General features: G+C 60.6%; 22 protein-coding genes, 1 tRNA gene and 1 pseudogene. 15 read left to right on the top strand and 9 right to left on the bottom strand.

Annotation, left to right across the window (positions count from 1 at the left end):
- Positions 1-118 precede the first annotated feature (118 nt).
- A pseudogene (locus tag X946_RS36480) lies at positions 119-240 on the bottom strand (Arm DNA-binding domain-containing protein); the annotation flags it as partial.
- Positions 241-1,020: 780 nt separating this feature from the next.
- On the opposite strand from X946_RS36480, the gene X946_RS32675 reads away from it, so the two are divergent.
- The 11 genes from X946_RS32675 (at position 1,021) to X946_RS27960 (ending at position 9,903) form a co-directional block, all read left to right on the top strand.
- Positions 1,021-2,058 carry a ParA family protein gene (locus tag X946_RS32675; RefSeq protein ID WP_080311213.1) on the top strand — a complete coding sequence of 346 codons (1,038 nt, stop codon included), beginning with the start codon at positions 1,021-1,023 and terminating at the stop codon, positions 2,056-2,058.
- Positions 2,059-2,678: 620 nt separating this feature from the next.
- Complete coding sequence (locus X946_RS35365) at positions 2,679-2,825, top strand: hypothetical protein (RefSeq protein WP_161788712.1); 147 nt, start codon at positions 2,679-2,681, stop codon at positions 2,823-2,825.
- A 285-nt stretch (positions 2,826-3,110) separates the two neighbouring features.
- Positions 3,111-3,623, top strand: coding sequence for a hypothetical protein (locus tag X946_RS28010; RefSeq protein WP_038754870.1), 513 nt, complete (start codon positions 3,111-3,113; stop codon positions 3,621-3,623).
- A 137-nt stretch (positions 3,624-3,760) separates the two neighbouring features.
- A complete protein-coding gene (locus X946_RS36475; protein ID WP_162836181.1) occupies positions 3,761-4,024 on the top strand; it encodes a helix-turn-helix transcriptional regulator in 264 nt (87 codons plus the stop codon).
- Positions 4,024-4,503: a hypothetical protein gene (locus X946_RS28000; RefSeq protein ID WP_038754864.1), complete on the top strand. Its 480-nt coding sequence runs from the start codon at positions 4,024-4,026 to the stop codon at positions 4,501-4,503. The genes X946_RS36475 and X946_RS28000 overlap by 1 nt, the downstream gene beginning before the upstream one ends.
- A 367-nt stretch (positions 4,504-4,870) precedes the next feature.
- Complete coding sequence (locus X946_RS35825) at positions 4,871-5,047, top strand: hypothetical protein (RefSeq protein WP_004524590.1); 177 nt, start codon at positions 4,871-4,873, stop codon at positions 5,045-5,047.
- Positions 5,040-5,297: a hypothetical protein gene (locus X946_RS27985; RefSeq protein ID WP_004547464.1), complete on the top strand. Its 258-nt coding sequence runs from the start codon at positions 5,040-5,042 to the stop codon at positions 5,295-5,297. Before X946_RS35825 ends, X946_RS27985 begins: the two co-directional genes overlap by 8 nt.
- The gene (locus tag X946_RS27980) at positions 5,294-5,638 is read left to right on the top strand and encodes a hypothetical protein (RefSeq protein WP_038754862.1); all 345 of its coding nucleotides are present in this window, start codon (positions 5,294-5,296) and stop codon (positions 5,636-5,638) included. Before X946_RS27985 ends, X946_RS27980 begins: the two co-directional genes overlap by 4 nt.
- A gap of 141 nt (positions 5,639-5,779) precedes the next feature.
- The gene (locus X946_RS27975; protein WP_038754859.1) at positions 5,780-8,632 is read left to right on the top strand and encodes a DUF927 domain-containing protein; all 2,853 of its coding nucleotides are present in this window, start codon (positions 5,780-5,782) and stop codon (positions 8,630-8,632) included.
- Positions 8,633-9,359: 727 nt separating this feature from the next.
- The gene (locus X946_RS27965; RefSeq protein WP_038754856.1) at positions 9,360-9,635 is read left to right on the top strand and encodes a BrnT family toxin; all 276 of its coding nucleotides are present in this window, start codon (positions 9,360-9,362) and stop codon (positions 9,633-9,635) included.
- Positions 9,613-9,903 carry a BrnA antitoxin family protein gene (locus X946_RS27960; protein ID WP_038754853.1) on the top strand — a complete coding sequence of 97 codons (291 nt, stop codon included), beginning with the start codon at positions 9,613-9,615 and terminating at the stop codon, positions 9,901-9,903. Before X946_RS27965 ends, X946_RS27960 begins: the two co-directional genes overlap by 23 nt.
- Before the next feature lie 108 nt (positions 9,904-10,011).
- On the opposite strand, the gene X946_RS27955 is transcribed toward X946_RS27960, so the two are convergent.
- Entirely contained in the window at positions 10,012-11,226 is a 1,215-nt protein-coding gene (locus X946_RS27955) for a tyrosine-type recombinase/integrase (RefSeq protein ID WP_038754850.1), read from the bottom strand.
- A gap of 165 nt (positions 11,227-11,391) precedes the next feature.
- A tRNA-Arg gene (locus tag X946_RS27950) sits at positions 11,392-11,466 on the bottom strand.
- A gap of 216 nt (positions 11,467-11,682) precedes the next feature.
- Here X946_RS27950 and X946_RS27945 point away from each other — a divergent pair.
- Positions 11,683-12,783, top strand: coding sequence for a site-specific integrase (locus X946_RS27945; RefSeq protein WP_038741516.1), 1,101 nt, complete (start codon positions 11,683-11,685; stop codon positions 12,781-12,783).
- Positions 12,784-12,815: 32 nt separating this feature from the next.
- On the opposite strand, the gene X946_RS27940 is transcribed toward X946_RS27945, so the two are convergent.
- Genes X946_RS27940 through X946_RS27930 form a run of 3 tightly spaced genes read right to left on the bottom strand, consistent with a single transcriptional unit; the run spans position 12,816 to position 14,055 of the window.
- On the bottom strand, positions 12,816-13,046 hold the full coding sequence (locus X946_RS27940) for a hypothetical protein (protein ID WP_009964477.1): 231 nt from the start codon (positions 13,044-13,046) through the stop codon (positions 12,816-12,818).
- Positions 13,043-13,828, bottom strand: coding sequence for a hypothetical protein (locus X946_RS27935; protein ID WP_326929500.1), 786 nt, complete (start codon positions 13,826-13,828; stop codon positions 13,043-13,045). The genes X946_RS27940 and X946_RS27935 overlap by 4 nt, the downstream gene beginning before the upstream one ends.
- A 2-nt stretch (positions 13,829-13,830) precedes the next feature.
- Entirely contained in the window at positions 13,831-14,055 is a 225-nt protein-coding gene (locus X946_RS27930; protein ID WP_038754878.1) for a hypothetical protein, read from the bottom strand.
- Here X946_RS27930 and X946_RS27925 point away from each other — a divergent pair.
- The 3 genes from X946_RS27925 (at position 14,054) to X946_RS27915 (ending at position 15,967) form a co-directional block, all read left to right on the top strand.
- The gene (locus X946_RS27925; protein ID WP_200886466.1) at positions 14,054-14,491 is read left to right on the top strand and encodes a lysozyme; all 438 of its coding nucleotides are present in this window, start codon (positions 14,054-14,056) and stop codon (positions 14,489-14,491) included. The genes X946_RS27930 and X946_RS27925 overlap by 2 nt on opposite strands.
- On the top strand, positions 14,491-15,036 hold the full coding sequence (locus X946_RS27920) for a lysis system i-spanin subunit Rz (RefSeq protein ID WP_038754847.1): 546 nt from the start codon (positions 14,491-14,493) through the stop codon (positions 15,034-15,036). Before X946_RS27925 ends, X946_RS27920 begins: the two co-directional genes overlap by 1 nt.
- A gap of 142 nt (positions 15,037-15,178) precedes the next feature.
- A complete protein-coding gene (locus X946_RS27915; protein ID WP_038754844.1) occupies positions 15,179-15,967 on the top strand; it encodes a DNA adenine methylase in 789 nt (262 codons plus the stop codon).
- A 35-nt stretch (positions 15,968-16,002) separates the two neighbouring features.
- Here X946_RS27915 and X946_RS34750 read toward each other — a convergent pair whose 3' ends face one another.
- From X946_RS34750 to X946_RS36470, 3 genes are all read right to left on the bottom strand, one after another.
- A complete protein-coding gene (locus tag X946_RS34750) occupies positions 16,003-16,704 on the bottom strand; it encodes an immunity 52 family protein (protein ID WP_038754841.1) in 702 nt (233 codons plus the stop codon).
- Positions 16,705-16,706: 2 nt separating this feature from the next.
- Positions 16,707-17,252, bottom strand: a complete 546-nt coding sequence (locus X946_RS32660; protein WP_442854600.1) for a restriction endonuclease fold toxin 5 domain-containing protein — start codon at positions 17,250-17,252, stop codon at positions 16,707-16,709.
- Positions 17,185-17,619 (bottom strand): hypothetical protein (locus tag X946_RS36470; RefSeq protein WP_152611859.1); only part of this gene is annotated, 435 nt, incomplete at its 5' end. The genes X946_RS36470 and X946_RS32660, both read right to left, overlap by 68 nt.

Genomic DNA, 17,619 nt, shown 5'->3' with positions numbered 1-17,619 from the left:
AGCGCACTGAAGTACCGCTCGCCTCGCGAGTTCCGGCGCTCGATGGATTCAGCAACCTTAGTGTGACGCCGTGTCCGGGATTACAGGGTCAACTCCACTGTTTGCCGAGGAAGCGCTAGGACAAACGCCGGTACTTCGCGCCGTTCGGTTGGACGAGCAAGAACATTCCGTTGCCGTCCGTGAGTTTGTACGGGGCCGCGCTGGCCTTCGCGTTCCGTACCTGCACGGCGTGAGCGGCATTGTTGGTATCTCTGTTGCTGGTATCGGCTGATACCAGCAAAAAATACCAACACTTTCTCCGGCTGTCGCGGAGCAACCTTGGGTAACGATGGGAGCTAGAAGGCCGCCAGACGGGCCCGAGCGGGGAGTTTCTTGTGAATCTTGGGAGTGGTTTGGGGCTTGGTTGGTCCCCCGACAGAATTCATATCTCTAGGCTGTATATGCCATTCCGGAACAACAGATAAGCAGATACCAACAAAAATACCAACAACCGCATTGGCGTAGGCTCGATCAGTCGAAGAGAGAGTCGGTCGTGACTATGCCATGCCGTCGGCAGCAAAAACGTCTGGAGATTTGGAGATAAACCCTCGTTTCGGCTTGTGAGCCTTGTCTGGCAAGGATGTGGGTATCTCCAAGTCTATCTCCAAAGTACATATTTTCTTGGAGATAGACTTGGAGACACGCCATTGTGTCTCCGGGTCGCCAAACTGTTCTGAAGGTCCTGCCTCATCTGGAGCGCGCGCAAAGAATCCGCCGCGCCGCCCCCTCTTGGCCGTGGCGAAATTTAAGTGCGGGCTGCAGCCCTTCCTCGGTCCTCGGCAGGCAATCAATTAGGAACGTGCAAAGACGTTGCCTTCCAACTTGTCCCCCGGAGCCCTTCAATAGCTTGATACACTTCGTCATACGATCGACGTCGCACCGACACAAGCAGGCATCGCAGCTTTCAGCGCACTTTCCGTGGGCGTGTCGCAAGGGATTTCTGCTCTGGTTGGATGCCATTTGTATTACTAGAGGCCAAAAATGCCGAGAATTATTTCTCTCTTCAATCACAAAGGTGGCGTTAGTAAAACGACAACGACTTTCAACTTAGGTTGGGCGTTGGCTGACCGAGGTCATCGTGTCCTATTGGTTGATACTGATCCTCAATGCAATCTTACCGGGATGGTATTGTCTTTCAGTGGTCTGAAAGATTTTGCAAAATTCTATAAAAGACATCCACAGGCTAACATTTATGAAGCAATTAAGCCCGCATTTGCAGGTAGCCCGGAGCGCCTAAAGCCGGCCGAGGTCTCTGAAAGTCAGCGGGAAAATTTATTTCTGCTCGCTGGTCATCTTGACATAGCAATGTTTGAGCCCGAATTGTCTATGGCACATCGGTTGACTTCAGCGATGCCCATACTTCAAAACTTGCCGGGTGCCTTTGGGTATCTTATTCGTGAGACCGCGGAAGCGCACGGTTGCGATATCGTGCTGATTGATATGAGTCCAAGTATTGGTGCTCTTAATCAGAACCTGTTGATGCAAAGTGACTATTTTATAATTCCTACGAGTCCGGATTATTTCTGCTTGCTTGCGATTGACTCACTCGCGAAGACGCTCCCAAGATGGGCTCAGACAGCCTCGGAACTGCGCTCCCAGCAAGAGGGAAGGTCATATTTGATCCCCGAACAGAATCCCAAGTTCATTGGTTTGATTTCGCAGAAATATAGACCGCGACTCGGAAAGCCTGCGGCGGCATTCCAAGAGTGGATTGATCAAATCGTGGAGCGGGTGGATGAAGTATTGCTTCCGGCGTTGGATAAATATTCAATGGCGCTAAGTCGATCGCAATTGAAAAGGGCGATCAAGGATTCTCCTTATATTGAGCTGGCCCAAATTTCAGACTTTAATAGTCTGATTGCTCGTTCGCAGGAGTGTGCGACGGCTGTCTTTGCATTGACCGAAGATCAATTGAAGGCACAAGGTTCCGTACTGGATAGTTTTTCCGAGAGCCGGGATAAATTTCAGCAGGCTTTTGTGGAGTTGGCGGAACGGGTTGACAATCTTACATCTCAATAATATCGCATAACGTCTTTCTATGAGCTTAAATTCGTTTCGCGTCACTGGCCGGCTGGTGTGGCCAGTGCGGCCGAATGTTGAAAAAACATCAAGGGTCGTCGAAATTGGAGAGTCGCGGTATATTGTCTCGCTCGAATTTCCATCTGTATATTGTATAACGGCTGGTATGAGGCTCGTTAATGCAAATTGGTGCCAAATTTCGGTCGCGTGGCGTCAACCCTTCTCGGGGGCTCGTAGGCAAGCTATTAAGTGGGCGTCCACTAAAAAGGGGAGTGGACAACTAATTGAGAAGATTGAGCGTGCACAACACGCGTATGTGGATATATTGAAGAACGAATTTCATAATAATTACGATGTTCATTGTATTCGTCACTTTGGCCCGTTGGATTGGCCGTATTTTCACGTCGAGTTCTCCGGAGTTCGGGTTTTTGAGAGAATAGGTTCGTCGCTCGGTACACACTTTCGGTCATTGCCGACATCCCTCGATACGCTTCCAGACGTATGCAGACATATTTCTTTTGAGCAGAGAACGTAACACGGGCGTACAAGGTTTACATCGAGCTGTCCTTAGTTGGACGGTCAGAAATTACGCTCGTCTTGCGGAGGAATCGCCGCATGTAATGGAAACAGTGTTGTTCGCTGGATTGACCTATGACCCGGAGGGGCCAAGTCTTATCTACACCCGCGAACGGGTTTTGGACCGTGAAGTGGTGCCGGTCGTTCTTAAGTTGAAGCGGGTAGCGGAAGATGCCGAACCGGTGAAGTAAGTCGTGAGAAAATGCGGTCCGTCGAGCCTAGGGCGGCCACCTGAAAACCGGATACCTTCACCGGCTGGCTCGGCGTTCTTCGTGAAGGCCGCACAGAAGGGTGCGCTATTGCTACGTATAAAGACACCTAGTCCAGTTCTCACGCATAAACCTCGCGCCGGCATTCGTTCGCGGCGTTCAAGGCAATGCGTCAGAAGAAGCATTCTCTCTTCCGCCGCCGCAGACGCAAAACACCGAGCGTCCCAGCCTTTTGCTGCGGAGGATGGTGAAAGTCCATTCGGGCAGATGCAAGACATCATTCCACGTGACGTGCCGGTTGGTGAGGCGATGGCCTTGCTGGCCGGCCTGCTGGTCAAATGCGTTGACGAGGATGATCTGCGCACCGCGCAAGAGCTGATGAAGCACGAACTGTTCAACAGTCGCACATTGGAAGGTGTCGTGCTCTACGCGCGACGTAAAACTGAATCCGCGCTGCTGGAACGAATCAATGCGTTGCATGAGCAGATTGCCGAGCGTGCGGAAGAACACGAAATGTCGCGCGCACATTTGGCACTGCTCGAAGCCGAACAGCGAGAACGGCAGGAGCAAGCAAAGCTGGAAAGGCAAAAGGCCATCAAACCGGCTCAGGCGGCGCGGCTCTCGAAAGCGAAGAATACGAAGATCATCGAAGAGTTCAGTCGTCGTCGGCGTAACGGTGAAGACTTTCAGGGACGCAACATCTGTTCGGACATTGCGGCTCGCTTCGGCGTCACGGCGGATCACGTGCGAAAGTTGAAAAGGGCGTGGCTCGCCGGGTGAACCGGTAAAGCGCGATTGAGGTAACGACAGTCTTGTTTTACGTGACCGAAACGCGATTGTCGATACGTCGATCGCGTTTCGTGCTTCAGGCTTCCGGCCTGTGTCGATGGTGGCACAGCTATGCTTAGGGAGCACGAATGTCCGCAAAAAACACAGTCGCAACACCTGCCCCGGTTGGACTGCCGCTTGATGGTTTTTCGCGTTGGGGCGATCTCCGTCCTTTCATTCCCTTGTCCCGCGAAACCGTCCGCCAGCGTGAGTTGGAAGGGCGCTTTCCGCGTGCGAGTCGTCTGACGCAGCGCTGCACGGTCTGGTCGAATCGCGAGCTTCATCGCTGGATGGCCGATCCGTTGAACTATCGCGCTGTCGACGCGGCGAACCAGACGGCGAAGGGCGCGTAATGACGGTCAACTTGACGAAGGCGCGCGAGTGCATGTCGACGCAGCCGTCCATTTATGCGCGCCGCGCGTGGTTCGACGCTTGCGTGGCGTTCGAAGACGCGCGCGTGACGTGCGGTAATCCCGATCTCCTTCGCATGGCCGCGTTCCTGGAGCGCGTGTCGACCGCCCTCTGGGAGTCGGATAGCCGCGCCTGCCATCTGGCGGCGATTCACGCAACGCAAATTGCCCGGCTGCTCGTCGCGCCGGGCACTCTGTCGCCCGCGTCGCGCATTGTGCTCCCGAGCGAGCTGGAAAGCGCGGCACTCGATTTGGGCGACGCGTTGGACGATGCCGGCCGGCCGCTCGCCGATCCGACGGTTCAGCAGATTGACGCGATCACGGATGTGCTTTGGTCGCGTGGCAACGACCAACACGCCCGCGCCGCCGTTCGGCTACAACGCATCGCGGTCACGCTGGTCGAAGACGGGCTGAGCGCATGACGATCGCGCGCATCCAAAGTCACTTTGCCATGACGCGGTGCGACCGGCTGCGGCTGGGCCGCTCCGTCGTTACCGGCCTGTTGCTGTGCGAATTTGCGCCGCGCGGCGTCGCGCGGTATCCTATGAGCGTCGCTGAGACAACAGCGGTCCGGATTGGCGTCCGGCAAATTCCCGAGGCGGACAACCGCCTCAGCGCGGTTTTTTTACGTCCGCACACTAAGCGCCTCCTATGGTCGGGCCTTGGTGGTGGAGCGCTCGCGCTCGCCGGTGTCCTCGGGTTCCGGTACGCCAACGCCGCCATGTGCCCGGCCACCTCAATTGGCGTTGAGGGCCGGGTTAGCCAACCCATCCGAGGAGGTCGCACCCAATGCGCCAGCCGACGCACGCCCATTCCGGGCGAAACGTTCCCCTTATCCATTCGATCATCCGCGCCGCGCTGCGCGAAGCAGCTACCGCCGACACGTACCAAACCGCGCTCGACGCGACCGGCGCGGCACTCGTCGCCATCGCGGCGCTCGTGCGTGCGGAGGTGCGGCATGGCTGACGCGTTGTCGATCCACATGAACGACGGCCGCCGCATCGAATTCGCCGGCACGCTCGCGTTGTCTCACTTCGTCGCGAGCCGTGCCATGCACCTCGAATCGTTGCTGCTGGCGTTCGCCGACGACGGCTTTACGACGTTTCAAGACATGAGCGCGGGCGCGCGCGTCAACCTGCTTTGGCTGGTGCAGGGCATGGCGAGCGAACTGCGCGAACTGGCCTTCGCGATGACCGATGTCGGAGGTGCGCAATGAGCCAGTACGTCCGAACCGCCGTGATTGACGGATTCGACAACGCGCCGCCGCTCGACACGGGCGCATCGATCGAACTGCAATTCGCCGTTGACCTCGGCGCGGTCTGCGCCGACGCATGGCTTGAGCTGAAAGGCGAAGTGCGTCTGTACGACTACGCCGCCTTTCAGGTCGATGCCTTCGTGCGCGGGCTGAAAGCCGGCATGCGCGACGACGGCGAGGTCGATGCGCATCGCGTCACGGTCAGCCGCCACGCGTTCGCCGCCGGCCTGATGGGGCGCGTGCAGCAGCACCTGTTCGCGGCGCTCGGCGTCGTCACGCGCGATCCGCGCACGACGCACTGAGGTGACCATGATGCTCGGCCGCTAGGCGGCCGTCAGCATCATTCAATTCTTCGCGCGCCGGGCAACTGATTTGCCGATATGGATTACTAATCGGATAGCTGGCCGGCGCGCGTCCAATGGGAATCTATGAGTAACGCACCCATGTCCGAATTCGAGCGGGCGAGCGTCGCGCTCGGCTATGTTCCGGCCGACGATCGCGACACGTGGCGTCAGGCCGGGATGGCGCTCAAGGCCGAGTTTGGCGAAGAGGGTTTCGCCCTCTGGAACGAATGGGGCCAAGGCGCGCAGAGCTACAACGCGAAAGACGCCCGCGATGTGTGGAAGTCGTTCAAGGGCGGCAAGATCACCATCAACACGCTGTTCCACCTTGCCAAGCAAGGGGGTTTCGATCCGCGTGCGCATCGCGCCAAGCCGGTCGATCCAGCGCAGCGCGAACGGCAGCACGCTGAACGCGCCGCCCGCGAGGCAGCCGAGCTGGCGACGCTGACCGAGAAGCAGCAAGCCGCGTCGGCGCTCGCCCAATCGATCTGGTCGGCGGCCGAGCCCGCGCCGACCGATCACCCCTACCTCGTTCGCAAACGCATCCCCGCCGACGCGCTGCGCGTCTATCGCGGTAACCTGAGCATCGGCACGGCCGCATGCGACGGCGCACTCGTCATTCCGGCGCGTGATGCGGACGGCAAGCTGTGGACGCTCGAATTCATCCTGACCGATGGTCAGAAACGCTATCTGCCGAATGGCAGTAAGGCAGGCTGTTTCTCGCTGATCGGCGGCGCGGTATCTTCGGTCTTGCTGATCGGCGAGGGTTACGCCACGTGCGCGACGCTCGCGGCCGCGACGGGCTACCCGGCCGCCGTCGCGTTCGACGCCGGCAACCTGCACGCTATCGCGACAGCGCTGCGCGGTCGGTATCCGGACGCGCACCTCATCGTGTGCGCCGACGACGACCACACGACAAACGGCAATCCGGGCGTCACGAAGGCTCGCGCGGCAGCCGACGCGGTAGGCTGCGCGGTGGCCGTTCCCGACTTCGGCCCGAACCGTCCGGCGGCCGGTACGGACTTCAACGACTTGGCCGCCCACCTCGGCCCGGATGCGGTAGCCGCTGCCGTGCGCGCGGCGCTCACTCCGGCCGGCTCGTCGGACGCCGACAAGGGCAAGGCTAGGTCGCCAGTCGCGAAGCCCGCCAAGCGCCCGAAAACGGCTCGCGCGCAGGATGGCACGTGGCGGTTCGAGGTCGACGACGAAGGCGTCTGGTATCACGGCTTCAACAATCAGGGCGATCCGCTGCCGCCGCATTGGATCAGCACGCGCATCGACGTAATCGCCGAGACGCGCAACGAGATGAGCAGCGAATGGGGCTACCTGCTGGAATTCACCGACCGCGACGGCATCCTCAAGCGATGGGCGGTGCCGGCCGGCCTGTTCGCGGGCGACGGCACCGAGCTGCGGCGCATGCTGCTCGATATGGGCGTGAAGCTTGGTGTCACACAGACCGCCCGCACGCAGATCGCGAACTATATCCAGATGGCGCGGCCCGACGAGCGCGTGCGCTGCGTGCCGCGCGTCGGCTGGCATCACGGCGCGTTCGTGCTGCCCGATCGCGTCATCGGGACCGGCAAAGAGGCGCTGATCTATCAGGCCGATACGCCGATCCAGAGCCAGTTCAAGGAGCGCGGCACGCTGGACGACTGGCAACGCGAGGTCGCGGCCTACTGCGTCGGCAATAGCCGGCTGCTGTTCTGCGTCGCTACCGCCTTCGCTGGTCCGCTGCTGCACTTCTCCGGGCTTCAGTCGGGCGGCTTTCACCTGCTCGGCACAACCTCCAAGGGCAAGTCGACGGGCGGCGTGATCGCCGCGTCCGTGTTCGGCTCGCCGGACTACGTGCGGAGCTGGAAGGCGACCGACAACGCGCTCGAAGCGGTCGCCACGCAGCACAGCGACGCACTGCTGATCCTCGATGAAATCGGGCAGGTCGAGCCGCGCTTGGTCGGCGATGTGATTTACATGCTCGCGAACGAGTCGGGCAAGGCGCGCGCGTCGCGCAACGGTTCGGCCAAGCCGGTGCTGACGTGGCGGCTGCTGTTCCTGTCGAACGGCGAAAAGAGCGTGTCCGCGCTGATGGCCGAAGCGAACAAGCCGATGAAGGGCGGCATTGAGGTGCGCTTGCCGGCGATTCCCGCCGAAGTGGGCGACATGGGCGTAGTGGAAGACCTGCACGGCTTCCCGACGCCGGCCGCGTTGATCGAGCATCTCGAGCGGCACGCAGGCAAACACTACGGCACGGCCGGGCCGGCGTTCATCGAGTTCGCATCCGCGCAGGCCGATGAACTGGCGGAACATCTGCGCACGCGCGTTGACGAGCTGGTGACGGAATGGGTGCCGGAGGGTGCGCATTCGCAGGTGGCCCGTGTCGCGAAACGCTTCTGCCTCGTCGCGGTGGCGGGCGAGCTGGCGACCGCGCACGGGCTGACCGGCTGGCCGGAAGGCGCGTCGGTCGAGGCGGCGCGTCGTTGCTTCGAGGGCTGGATGGAGTTGCGCGGCGGCGCGGGCAATTCGGACGAGGCGGAAGCCGTGCGTCAAGTGCTGCATTTCCTCGTCGCGCACGGCGACAATCGTTTCGTGTGGATGAACCGCGCGCAGGACGATCATCGGCCGAACGTGCCGCACCGGGCGGGCTTCAAGCAGCACGTGAAGCGCGACGAGCGCCGCACGGCGATCGCGTCCGATCGCGAGTATTACGCCGAGTTCGGTGGCAAGATGAGCGCTGACGACGCGGAGCACGTCGAGACGGAATATCTGATCGAGGCGGCCGTGTTCCGCAAGGACGTGTGCGCCGGCTTCGATCACAAGATGGTCGCCAAGGCGTTGATGAAGCGCGGCGTGCTGATGCCGCGCAGCGATGGCTATCCGTATCGACAGGAATACATCCCCGGCCACGGGAAGTTCATGGTGTACCGCGTCCGTCCGTCCATCTTCACGCTCGAACTGTGACCCGTACCGCCGCCGTGCGGGAGGCGGCGGCGGACATTCCTTTGCGCGCGATTTCGTGCCTGCATCAAAGCCGCTTTGAAGATCACGCACCAGACAGAACCGGGCGGCGCGTGCTCGGCGAATCTTGCTGGATTCGTAACGATCCGGGTCCGTTTATCTCCAGTATCTCCAGCGCTCTCCAACCCTGTTTGGAGATAGTCAAAGCCTTATGTCACAAGGCTTTGCGACCGATTCGAGCGTTTATCTCCAAATCTCCAACTCGTTTTGCACTGAGCGGCTTTGTGTCGGACCCGCGAGACAAGCGCAAACGTAGACCGGGCGCGGCTCTCCGGGAATTGGCGGCCATCGAAAACGCGTTCCCGCAAGGAGAGTCCGCGACGCACTCGCCCCGACATTATTGCGTTCACCGCAAAGGTTCGCCGGTCGGGAACGCGGGGGCCCCATGGCATAGACGATATGCGGGGGCTCACACCCGCGCCCTTTCTCTACTGGTGGCCAACACTAGGGGGACACATTCATACCGGGACGAAACGGGGGGCTGCGGTGCCGGTTTGGTTGGGGAAGTGCGGTGGGGCGCATGTGAAAAAGGGACGCACTAATCAAGTCCAGTGCTCCGAATTCCTGCCGTCCGGAAGCAGCCCCGATTCTGCCATTGAGCACGCCGACAATTTCATGGGGGTACAAATATCCCTTGCATCTCTGATTTCTTGGGGGTACATTTATTGTCATGGACATTACCTACGACCCAAATAAGAGCGAAAGGAACATTGTCGAGCGTGGACTTTCGTTTGAGCTGGCGCGTGAATTTGAGATGGCGGGCGCGCTGATCGTGGAAGATGTTCGGATGATGTACCCGGAACGCCGCTTTCAGGCGCTCGGCCGCATCGGCGATCGCCTTCATATGCTGGTGTTCACGCCGCGCGACGGCATGGTTCACGTCATCAGCCTGCGCAAGGCTAACTCCCGCGAGGTGAAAAGATATGAGCAAGCGAAAAGTACGTAATCCAGTTGACGAGAATCCGGAGTGGACCGACGCCGACTTCGCGCGTGCGCGTCCGGCCGAGGAGGTGTTGACTGAACTGTTCGGCAAGGATGTTGCAGCCAAACTGACGAAACCGCGTGGTCGACCGAAGTCGGCCAATCCCAAGACCCCGCTTAAGCTGCGGATCGATCCTGACATCGTGAGCGCCTACAAAGCGCAGGGCGAAGGATGGCAAACACGCATGAACGATGCGCTACGGGACTACGCGAAGTCACACGGCATGATGTGATTGGGCGGCGGCTGCCCGTGCATTCGTACGCTCAAATGATTCGCGCTCGCAGCGCGTCCCTATGAGCCGACAGACGGGACGCGCTCGCACTTTGTCGGTAGGTGGGGCTTACCGCGCCGCTGCGATCGGGATGATCTCTGCTCCTGCTTTGAGACGGTCGAGATGGTCACCCCATGCCTGCATCATTCGCCTGCGCTCGGGCAGGTATTCAGCGTGAACGTAGGCGGCCGTTACTTGGTTGCGCTCGGCATGCGCCATCTGTCGTTCAACAACGTCCCGGATGAATCCAAGCTCGCGTAGGGCCGTGGCCGCCAATCCGCGAAAGCCGTGCCCCGTCATCCGGGATTTATAGCCCATGCGATACAGCGCGTAGAGCATGGTGTTGTTCGAGATGTGGCTGCGGCCTTGCACGCTGTAAAACACAAAGCGATGGTGGCCGTTGATCGCGCGTAGCTCGGCGAGCACGCCGAGCGCCTGACGCGATAGAGGCACGATATGCGGGTCACGCATCTTCATGCGTTCCGCTGGTACGCGCCATTCTGCGGCGTCTTCGTTAAACTCCGGCCATTCCGCACGAATCATTTCCGCCGTGCGTACGAAGGAAAGTGCCATGAAGCGGAGCGCAAGCCGGGTGACTAGGTCGCCTTGGTAGGCGTCAATGTCGCGCATGAGCTGCGGTATCTCGGTCGCCTTGACGCGGGCCATGTGCTGGACGCCCGGCCCTTTCTTCAATACCGTCTGCGCGTCGATATCCGCTGCCGGGTTCCTCGTGCATCGCCCGGTCATGATTCCGTACTGGAACACCGCCCGCGAGCGTTGAAGAATACGCTTCGCCGTCTCCCGTACCCCTCGCGCTTCTACCGCGCGCACGATAGCGAGCATCTGCGGGGCGTCAATCTCGGTGATGGGACGCGCGCCGATCTTCGGAAAGGCGTCGACCTCAAGCGAGTGCATCACCTTCTCGGCGTAGCCATCCGTCCATCCCGCGCGTTGGGAGTCGTACCACTCGCGGGCCACCGCCTCGAATGAATTGGTGGCGGCGATCTCTGCGGTCCGCTTGGCTTCCTTTTTTGCTTCTCCCGGATCGATCCCGGCGGCGAGCTGCTCGCGCGCCTCGTCGCGCTTCTTGCGCGCCGCCGCCAGCGTGACGGCCGGGTACACGCCAAGGGCCAGCGTTTTCTGCTTGCCAAGGAAGCGGTAGAACATGCGCCAGTACTTTCCGCCGTTCGGGTGGACGAACAAGTACATCCCCTCGCCGTCGGTGAGCTTGTACGGAGTGGTCCCGGCCTTCGCGTTTCGGACCTGCACATCAGTAAGCGGCATCTGCTGGTATCTCGATTGCTGGTATCTGGAGATGCCAGCAAAAATACCAGCAGATTCGCTGGCTGTCACTGGGCAACCTTGGGCAACGTTAGAGGCTGGGAGGCCCGCCAGACGGTGATTCTGGGGGTATTTCTTGCGAAGCTTGGGGAAGGTTTGGGGCTTGGCTGGCCCCCCCGACAGGAATCGAACCTGTATCTAGCGCTTAGGAGGCGCTTGTTCTATCCATTGAACTACGGGGGGCGGATAGTTTGAGCGGGATGGATCAAACCCTTGTAAATCGGGTTCTCAGCCTTGTTCCGCTTGCCTTTCGGCGATTTCTGCCAATCGACTGATGACGCGGAATGACACGCCATGACAGAGGATTTAACGCCGTCTCTGCTACACTTTTGCTACAAAACCACCCTGTAGCACGCCATATTCGGCCCGCGTTGCTACAGTTTTTCAACGGGGTAGCACGTGGCGTCAATCATCCAGATTGGCTCTCGCTGGCGGGCTCAGGTCCGCCGGCTAGGGAGCAAGAGTATATCAAAGACATTTCGAACAAAGGGAGCGGCCGAGGCTTGGGCACGCGACATCGAATCGTCGATCGACAAGGGGCGCGAGGCGGCGGTCGAAGAAACCATCACGGTTGGCGAACTGGTGAGGCGCTATCGAGAGACCCGAAAGGAGTCCGGCCGACCGGTTGGCGAGAAGTCGAATGAACATTACATGCTCGCACGACTAGAAAGTCACTTTGATGATGAAGTAGCCGCGAAGCTGTCAACGCAGCGATTGGTCAAGTTCGCTCAATTGCGAAAGAAGGAGGGTGCTGGCCAGTACACCATCGACATGGATATCTCGAAGCTCGGGACCGTTTTCAAGCACATGGCGTCACTCCTCGATCTGCGATTGCCGCATGCACCAAGTATCGCGCGGCCGACTCTCGATCACTTGCGGCTTATCGGGCCAGGCAACCATCGGAATCGGCGGCCGACGCGCGATGAGATTGTGAAGATATTCGAGTGGTTCGCGGAGCATCCTGAGCGAGAGCAGGCAGTGCCGGACGTGATTCGTGTCGCTATGAAGAGCGCGTTCCGTCGCGGCGAATTGTTCCGGCTTACGTGGTCCGATCTCGACGTCGAGCGCCGCCTCGCGCTCGTGCGTGATCGAAAGCACCCTCGGCAGAAGAAAGGAAACGACGAGTGGGTGCCGTTGATTGGAGACTCGCTCGAAGTACTGCTACGTCAGCCGCGATATCCGGTGCCGCCCGAGTACGAAGCGAAGCGCAAGGCAGAGCCGGCGATCGAGCCGCATCCGAACGAGTTCATATTCCGATTCGACAAGAGCACGGCCAGCAAGTACTTCAAGCGGGCGTGTGTGGACAAAGGGATCGACGATTTGCGGCTGCACGATCTTCGGCATGAGGCGACGAGTGCGCTATTCGAGGATGGATGGGATATCCCGGAGGTGGCGGCCGTCACCGGCCACAAGGACTGGCGCAACCTGAAGCGGTACACGAATCTGCGACCGGATCAGGTTGCAAAGAAGGGGCAGTTGACGGTCATGAACCGCGATTAGTGGAGCCGCCGGCGGCGGCCCATGCGCGGCCGTCAAGCCGCCTTTCGTCGCGCCTGCGCCGACATTTCATCGAGGTAATCCGCGACGGCATCGTAAGCGGCGAAGCGCCCGCTGCCCTCCTTGTACGTCGCGATCGGGAACGTCTCGGCGCTAATCTGATTGCGGATAGTTCCCTCCGACATGAGAAGGAGCTGTGCTAGCTGCGCTAACGTCATGCGCGGGCCGTACTTCTCAAGTATGTATGCGCGAGTCAGAAGGCTCATTTGCGTTCTCCCGCGCGAGCCCGGAGCCGATCGAGCCGTTCGAGTTCCGCGAGGATCAGTGCGGCGGCCTTGACGAGATTGCGACGCTGCGTTGTCGGCTTCCACCAATCGGTGGCCCAAGGCCACGGCGGCGGTGGATCGCCAGCGGGATATGCGAGCGTGTACATGGCATAGCACCCTGCTGCACAGGACATCTCGAGGTCGCCGCATTTATCGTCGTGTTCCGGCGTCCAGCCTTCCTGCTCGATCTGGCGGCGGCGCTCGATGAGCACGTCGTGAGCAGCGTTGGTTAGTTGTATTCCGATCTGTGCGTCATTGCTGTCGTTTAGGAGCGATTCAAGCGCGGCCACATGCTGCTCGCCGGCCGGATGGCCGGCACATGCGCCGAGCGCGAATTCGATTGCCGCGTTCTGTTCGTGTGTCATCGCGATCGCGGCCGGGGGAGTGGGACTTGTGCGGTCGATCTCGCGCAGCAGCGCGGAGCGATATTGTCGTATCGTCTGAAACGACATCGAGTATTCGTCGGCGGCGATGAGCCGTCTAAGTCTCGCGAGCGCTTGGGATGTTGCGCTGCCGGTTGGCTTATTGGGTTCGACTCCATTCAAGGCTTCGCGAAGCTCAGCCGCCCGCGCCGCCCGCGCCCGCATGTCGCGTGATCCTTCGGCCAGCGTGACAGAAATCTCGTCATGATTTTGCTGGTGCGTGTCGATCGCGAGGCGATAGAGCAGATCGCCTTCCTGCAACCAGTTCGGTGCGGTGTTCTGTTTGTCGTTCATGGTCATCCTCAATTCTGATCGCGTGGTATCGCCCGGCCGAGCTGCATCAAACCCGTTTCGAGCGTGACGCCGGCGGCTGCGGCCCACGTGCGAGCGTCCTGCGCCGCTTTGTGCCGTGCGTAGCTGCCGGCATCGTCGGCCATCAGGTCGAGCAGCACGATGTCGGCCGAGTGCGAGACGTCGCTCACAAGGGCGCGGATCTCGATGCAAAGCGCGTCGAGGCGTGCGTGCATGCCCCTGGTCGTGCCGAAGTTCGAGGGCGTCAAGCTGGTGGGCTATCTCGACCCGGTCGGCATCCCGACGAAATGCATGGGCGACACGCGCGACGTCGTCGTCGGCAAGGCGTACAGCGAGGCCGAGTGCCGCGCAGCACTCGAAACGCAACTGATTGCGCACGCCGAACCCGTGCTGCGTTGCACGCCGGGGCTGAAGGATCGTCCGTATCAGCTCGCGGCGGCCGTGAGCTTTGCATACAACGTCGGCGCGAATGCCTACTGCGCCAGCACGACGGCGAAGCGCTTCAACGTGGGCGACCTGCGCGGCGCATGCCGCGCGATCAACGAGTCCGACGACGGTCGCCCGCAATGGGTGACGGCGCGGGGTCGGGAGATGCCCGGCTTGGTGAAGCGGCGCGCGGAAGAGCGCGCGATCTGTGAGCGGGGACTGTGATGCCGAAAGCAACCCCGTATCTGTTGGCCGCGCTGCTTGGCATGGCGGCCGGCGCTGGGATTGAACACCTGATCGGCGCACGTCGGCTTGCCGACGAGCAGGTCGCGCGAGCGCTCGACGCACTGCGGCACGCCGAAGCGTTGGACGCGATCTCGCAAGCGGCGCTCGACGCCGAGCAGCGCGCGATCGCCGCGCACGATGCGGCGGCGTCGGCGGTGGCCGCCGTCGACCAACGAACCACGAAGGAGAGGAACGAGCATGAAGCAGAGAGTCGCAGCCTGCGGGCTGCTCTTGCCGCTGGCACTGAGCGGCTGCGCGTCGCCGTCCGAAACTGCGCGGCAGCCGATCGCGACGGCATGTCCGGCGCTTCCAGCGCCGCCGGCATGGGCGATGGTGCCGCCGCCTATGCAGACGTCGACGCAGCGGTTGCGGAGCGCGTTTTTGCAGTCGCCGGGGACGACCAGCGCGAGATCGACAAACTGACGGCCCTACAGGGCTACGTGTGCGCGGCGCGGCCTGAGACGCCGGGCTGCGAGCGGAAGTAACGAGAAACAGGGCGACCGGCGCGCGTGCGGGAACACGCGTGCCGGTCGCCTTTCCACTGTCTGAGCCAGTGAATCGGCCAAGGCCCTGCTTACCTACGTAGGCGGGCCGGATTCTACATCAAGTTTAAAAACGGCTTTCACAATGGCAAATCCCATCATTCCTTGGATCGGCGGCAAGCGTCGTCTCGCGGACCACATCATTCCGCGCTTTCCGAAGCACGACTGTTACGTCGAGGTTTTCGCGGGCGGGGCTGCGCTTTACTTCATGCGACCGCCCGCCAAGGTCGAGGTAGTCAACGACATCAACGGCGAGCTGGTGAACCTGTATCGCGTCGTTCGGCACCACCTCGAAGAGTTCGTGCGTCAGTTCAAATGGGCGCTGACGAGCCGGCAAGTGTTCGAATGGCTCAAGCATACGGTCCCGGAAACCCTCACCGATATCCAGCGAGCTGCGCGGTTCTACTACCTTCAGAAAAGTTGCTTTGGTGCCACGGCCGAGGGGCATACATTCGGAACGGCGACGACAGCGCCGCCTGGCTTAAATCTGCTTCGTATTGAGGAGGAGCTTTCAGCCGCGCACATCCGGCTCGCGAATGCGTACATCGAGCGACTCGATTGGGCTGCCTGCATCGATCGATATGACCGGCCGCATACCCTGTTCTACCTTGATCCGCCGTACCTCGACACGAAAGGGTACGGCGTTCCGTTCCCCTTCGAGGAATACGAGAAGATGGCTGAGCGGCTTCGATCGATCAAGGGGCGAGCGATCGTCAGCCTCAACGACCATCCGGAGATCCGGCGGGTGTTCGCCGGCTTCCATATCGAGAGCGTGCCGATTCAGTACACGATAGGCGGCGGGAAGGGCGTCGAGCGTCGCGAGCTGATTATTTTTAGTTGGGACGATTCAGCCGAGCCGGCCGGGCTGTTTTGACGCGTGCGGCCGGCGCGGTAATCGCGCCGGCTGGCTCAGATATCGACGTAGGCGGGGAGCAGGTCTTGATCGACGAGCCGGATCTCAATGCGGTTCGCGATCGCGACGTGCTCGGGGTTGTCGACCGAGAACGGGGCGTCCGTGACGCTGACGATGATCGTGCCGGTTTGCTTGCCTTTGGCGGGTACGGGAATTAGCGCTCGTGCCTCGGGAACCTGTTGTTGCGTGATGACCTTCGGCAAGTAGAGCATCCAGCCGACGCCGGGCTTGTCGTCGAACACCTGTTTCTCGAAGTAGCCATACGGCTGAACGGTCAGATACGATGGCGACGTGAGTTGAATCAGAGTCGAGGCGATCGCGAGCGCCGAATCCATTGAGAACAACTGATCGTTGACGAAGTCGGCCTCGATCTCCTTCGCATTGTCCTTCGGTGTAATCACGCAGCTCAGGGATGCGGATTCCTCTTCCTCGTTGCCGCCGTCCCATAGCGAAATAGAGGCATAGTCGTTACTGCCTCGCTCGGTGCGCACCACCGCGAGTGCCGCCGTCGTCGGCTTCCAGTGTTCGAATGCGCTGTAAAGCAATGCATCCTCTTTTGTCTCGCCGGTCAGATACCAACGATCGAACTTTGGAGCGTGTTCGTGGATCACCTCGGCGAGCCTCCCCAGATCGTCAAAGTACTCAGCGACGTTGGACGCATCGCGCGATTTATCGATGAAGCGTGAGAAGAATTTCATGTTTAACCTGTCACGACGTAGGCAATGCCGTTGCGGGCGAGACGCTCGCGGAAATACGATGCCGTCAGTGGTGTTTGAAAGTAATACCTGAGCTTCGTTGGAGGGTTGGCTCGTACGACATTGGCGCGAGCCTCGATCTGTAGATCGATTTTGCGGAAACCCGAAAACCACTTCATCGGCCGCCGTGTTTTGCGGCTGAAGAACTGATCGAAGTTGCCCTTCGCCTCTTGGAGCAGACATTCACTCGCTTGGAACCCATCATAGTCCAAGCCGAGCCAACTCCATTCTTCGCTCCATCCTCCTTCGACGCTATACGGCCGGCCGGTAACTCGCCCCTGATATTCTCGAGGCTCGCGGTTCATGCGGTAATGCCTCCGCACGGGGATGCCGGTCTGCTCTGGCGGACATTGCTTGCACTTCTCGCCGGTGCGCGGCAGTGCGCGTACATCCGGCGTCGCCTTGCTGTCTTCCTTCGGCGTGTCACCCGACAGGCTCGCCGTTCCCGCCACCGTCGCCCCGCCCAACAAGGCGACGCCAGCGCGCGCCAAGACGGGACCAAGCTCCGTTATCGCCGCTTCCAAGAGCGTCAACGCCAATGTCGCCATGCTCCAGCCCTCCGTCCGGATGTTCGATGCGCCATTTGATGACGCGCAGATAGTCATGAAAGCGCGCATCGGCTGAACGGCCGGGGCGCGTGAGCCAAGCCTTCGTCGCGGGCTTCTCGTAGAAGCTCGGCGCGTACGCCTCGAGCCTCAAGAACGCGACGATGTTCTCGTCCTGCTCGATGCCGAATGCGCGCGCGGCGCGATATGCGGTCCAGAGCCGGGACGACAAGCCGCCGTCATCGGCAAACGCCGGATTCTCCTTCACGAGATCCTGCCGAACGCGTTCGACGAAGCCGCGCTCGTCGATCTC

The sequence above is a fragment of the Burkholderia sp. ABCPW 111 genome, assembly GCF_000773065.1.
In the GTDB taxonomy this organism is placed as follows: Bacteria; Pseudomonadota; Gammaproteobacteria; order Burkholderiales; family Burkholderiaceae; genus Burkholderia; species Burkholderia savannae.
The sequence above is the reverse complement of the archived record's forward strand: the minus strand, read 5'-3'. Positions and strand labels throughout refer to the sequence as shown.